Origin of the sequence: Colwellia sp. (assembly GCF_013215345.1) — a bacterium.
Taxonomy (GTDB): Bacteria; Pseudomonadota; Gammaproteobacteria; order Enterobacterales; family Alteromonadaceae; genus Colwellia.
The window spans coordinates 11,206-15,427 of the sequence record NZ_JABSOV010000091.1; the positions used below are offsets into that span (position 1 = coordinate 11,206).

Here is a 4,222-nt window from a genome sequence, read left to right on the forward strand (position 1 = left end):
CGCTTTAGTCACTGCTTAATGATACCCGTTCTACTTCAAGATGCATGTTCAGGAGCACAGAGTAATTTCACTTTTAGGCGCACCAATGAAGTCATGGCATTCCCTTACAAATTGGTGCAACAACAAAGTGATGTTGCGCTGTGTTCCCCTTCGGGTGGGTTTTAATAGGCTTTATGCCGCGTTATTCATTGTAATAAGGGAGCAACCATTATTTAAAATGAATGCCTTACCTAAAGCATTTTAAATTCCCACTGAATCTTGCACCTTGAAGATGAACGGGTATAGAATAGCTGTCATTATTGTATCGCCTGTTAATTAGTGTAAGGAAATCATGAGTAAAGCAAGCAGCCTGTTGACCCCTATATTGGCCAAGCGCCGTGGCAAGAATCCCGATAAGAAAAGCTGGCATAACTTACATGGTAGCAGTAGTAGTTTTGCCTTATACCAAGCAGCGAAAACCGCTGAAACGCCCATTCTAGTCATTACCAGTAATACCCCGGAAGCGCTAAAAATAGAGCAAGAGTTACTGAGCTTAGCCAAAAGTGCTAGTCAAAATCATGATGAGAATAAGGCCAGCATCTGCTTATTTCCCGATTGGGAAACACTGCCTTATGATAACTTTTCCCCTCATCAAGACATTATTTCTCAACGCCTTGCTACCCTTTATCAATTATCGCGTATGGAGTCAGGCATTATTATTGTGCCGGTGACCACGCTAGTACAAAAGCTAGCACCCAAGCAATACATTGAAGCTAATAGTTTAGTGATAAAAAAGGGGGAGAAAAAAGATTTACACCAGATGCGACGGACCCTTGAAGCGAATGGTTACCGCCATGTTGAGCAGGTTATGGAGCATGGTGAATTCTCTGCCCGTGGTGCCATTCTCGATTTATTTCCAATGGGCAGTAAAACCCCGTTTCGTTTAGATTTTTTTGATGACGAAATTGATGAAATAAGACTCTTTGATCCCGAGAGCCAACGTTCAAAAGAAAAAATAACTGAGATAAACTTACTACCCGCACATGAATTCCCTATCGATGAAGCCGGTATTAATTTATTTCGTAGCCAATACCGTGAGCAATTTAGTGGCAATATCCACAAAGAATCAATTTATCATAAGGTCAGTAATGGTATTTTACCGCCGGGTATTGAATATTACCTGCCGCTATTCTTTGAAAATAAAGAGTTCGATAATAAAGAGCTTGATAATAAAAAAGCTGCCGAGACTAATATTACTGCGCTTAACAATACCCTTTGCGATTATTTAACCGATAATACCCTTATTGTTATCAGTGGTGATATAGAACATTCTTTAGCACAATATTGGCTTGATATTGACTATCGTTATGAAAACAGACGCTATGATCCAACGCGGCCGTTATTGCCGCCCGAGCAACTGTTTTTAACGGAAGCGGATCTGTACAGTGCACTTAAACCTTTTGACCGTATCACCATTGCAAAAACAGCTTCAGCAGAGCAAGGCGCTGCGGAAAATGAAAATAAGCTGAGCAGTGAAGAAAGTATTGAAGTAGCAGCTAAAGCTAAAAGTAAGACCAGTGAGATATGCTTTGATGTTAAACCGCTACCAGATTTAACCATCAATCATAAATTGAAGCAGCCCTTTGAGTTAATTAACCAATTTATCAGCAGCAAAGAAACGCCAAGTAAAATACTGTTTATCGCGCAAAGCCAAGGTCGTCGTGAAAGCGTTTTAGAGTTACTTGAACGTGACCATATTAAACCAACGCAATTTACCTGCATTGATGATTTTATCAACGCCAGCGACGCCATTGGTATAACGGTAAATAGCTTAAGCCAAGGCTTTACCTTCCAAGCCAAAGGGGCAAGTGCTAAAAATGCTATCGCCTTAGTCACAGAAGCCGAGTTATTGGGCGATCATGTCTCCCAAGCAAGGCGTAGAACTAAAGCACAAGACCTACAAGCTGATGCCATATTTAAAAACCTGGCCGAACTTAGTATTGGTCAAGCCGTAGTTCATATTGAACATGGCATTGGTCGTTATCAAGGCTTGCAAACCATTGAAAATGGCGGTATTACCACAGAATTTTTAGTACTGAGTTATGCCAGTGAAGCCAAGCTTTATGTGCCCGTTGCCTCACTGCATTTAATTGGCCGATACTCAGGCGCCGATAGTGAACATGCGCCGTTACACAAATTAGGCACCGACACTTGGAGTAGAGCCAAGCAAAAAGCCGCGGAGAAAGTCCGTGATGTCGCCGCCGAATTACTGGATATTTATGCCAAACGTGCCAGTAATCACGGTCATACCTTTAAGCGTGATAAACAAGACTACCAAGCTTTTAGTGATAGCTTTGGTTTTGAAGAAACTTTCGATCAAAAACAAGCCATTAACGCGGTAGTCAGCGATATGCTCTCGCCCAAAGTCATGGACAGACTTGTTTGTGGTGATGTCGGCTTTGGTAAAACAGAAGTAGCGATGCGCGCAGCTTTTGTTGCGGTAAATGATGGCAAGCAAGTTGCTATTTTGGTGCCTACCACCCTATTAGCTCAACAACATTACGATAACTTTAGGGATAGATTTGCCAACTGGCCAGTGGTGACTGAGGTATTATCACGCTTTAAAACGGCTAAAGAGCAAAAGGAAGTCATAGCCAGAGTAGAGTCAGGTCAAATTGACATTCTCATCGGCACCCATAAGTTACTACAAAACAGCATTAAATATAAAGATTTAGGCCTACTTGTTGTCGATGAAGAGCACAGGTTTGGTGTTAAACAAAAAGACAAAATTAAACAACTGCGTAGTAATGTTGATATTTTAACGCTTACAGCAACGCCTATCCCACGTACTTTGAATATGGCCATGGGCGGCATGCGTGATTTATCTATTATTGCCACGCCACCGGCAAAACGTTTAGCGGTTAAAACATTTGTTCGTCAATACGATGTTGCTTTGATTCGCGAAGCTATTCTAAGGGAAACCTTACGTGGTGGTCAGGTGTATTTCTTACATAATCATGTCGACACCATAGATAAAACCGCCGCTGACATTCAGGCTTTAGTCCCGGAAGCTCGGGTTGTCACTGCTCATGGACAGATGCGCGAGCGCGATCTTGAGCGTGTTATGAGTGATTTTTATCATCAACGCTTTAACGTCATAGTATGTACGACCATTATCGAAACCGGTATTGATGTGCCCAGTGCCAATACAATTATTATGGACAGAGCCGACCACCTTGGTTTAGCCCAACTGCATCAGCTGCGTGGTCGTGTTGGTCGTTCACACCATCAAGCTTACGCTTATTTATTAACACCCGATGAAAAGCGCATTACCAAAGATGCCAAAAAACGCTTAGATGCCATTGCTGCATTGGAAGATTTAGGTGCTGGTTTTACCCTTGCTACCCATGATTTAGAAATCCGTGGTGCAGGAGAATTATTAGGTGAAGATCAAAGTGGCTCAATGAGCCAAATTGGTTTTAGTTTATATATGGAAATGCTCGACCATGCCGTAGCAGCACTCAAAGAGGGTAAGCAGTTATCACTCAATCAAGTGATGTCGGCACAAACTGAAATAGAGCTACGGGTACCAGCACTACTGCCCGATGATTATATTTTTGATGTTAGCTTACGCTTAAGTTTATATAAACGTATTGCCAGCTGTAAAAACAAAAGGGAGCTGGATGATATCCAAGTGGAGTTAATTGACCGTTTTGGTTTACTGCCACAGCCGAGCAAAAACTTAGTGCATATCGCCAAAGTTCGCCTTAAAGCGCAGACCATTGGCATATCACGCATTGAAGCAAGTGCCACCGGCGGCTCCATTGACTTTAGTGATGATACCACCGTTGACCCTATGTTAATTATTAACTTAATTCAAAAGCAACCCACGGTTTATAGTATGGCTGGCGCCAGTAAATTGAAGTTTGTCAAAGCAACTGAAGATGCTCAAGCACGCTTTACGCTAATTACTAATATCTTAAATGACTTAGCCAAGTAAATACTTATAATGGTAAACTTGAGCAAGTAAGTTTTAGCAGACTGACTTGCTCAAGTGTTTATATACCCGTTCCACTTAAAGATGCATGATTCAGCTGGAATTAGAACCGTTTTAGGCAAGGCATTGATTGAAGAGAATGGTTACTCCCTTCTCAAAATCAATAACAAAGCATAAAGCGTTTCTAAACCAGCCCTTGGGGAAGGCTGAGCAAATCAGACTCTGCGTTACATTTCTTTTTAAGGG

1 protein-coding gene is annotated in these 4,222 nt (G+C 41.8%); it reads left to right on the forward strand.

All coding sequences use genetic code 11. The features are described 5' to 3' along the window. Positions 1-331: 331 nt before the first annotated feature. Entirely contained in the window at positions 332-3,979 is a 3,648-nt protein-coding gene (mfd, locus tag HRT50_RS13490) for a transcription-repair coupling factor (protein ID WP_291615325.1), read from the forward strand. The last annotated feature ends 243 nt before the right edge of the window (positions 3,980-4,222 follow it).

What these genes read in the sequence shown, in the direction of transcription:
- mfd (WP_291615325.1), top strand. Translation starts at nt 332, where the DNA reads ATGAGTAAAGCAAGCAGCCTGTTGACCCCTATATTGGCCAAGCGCCGT.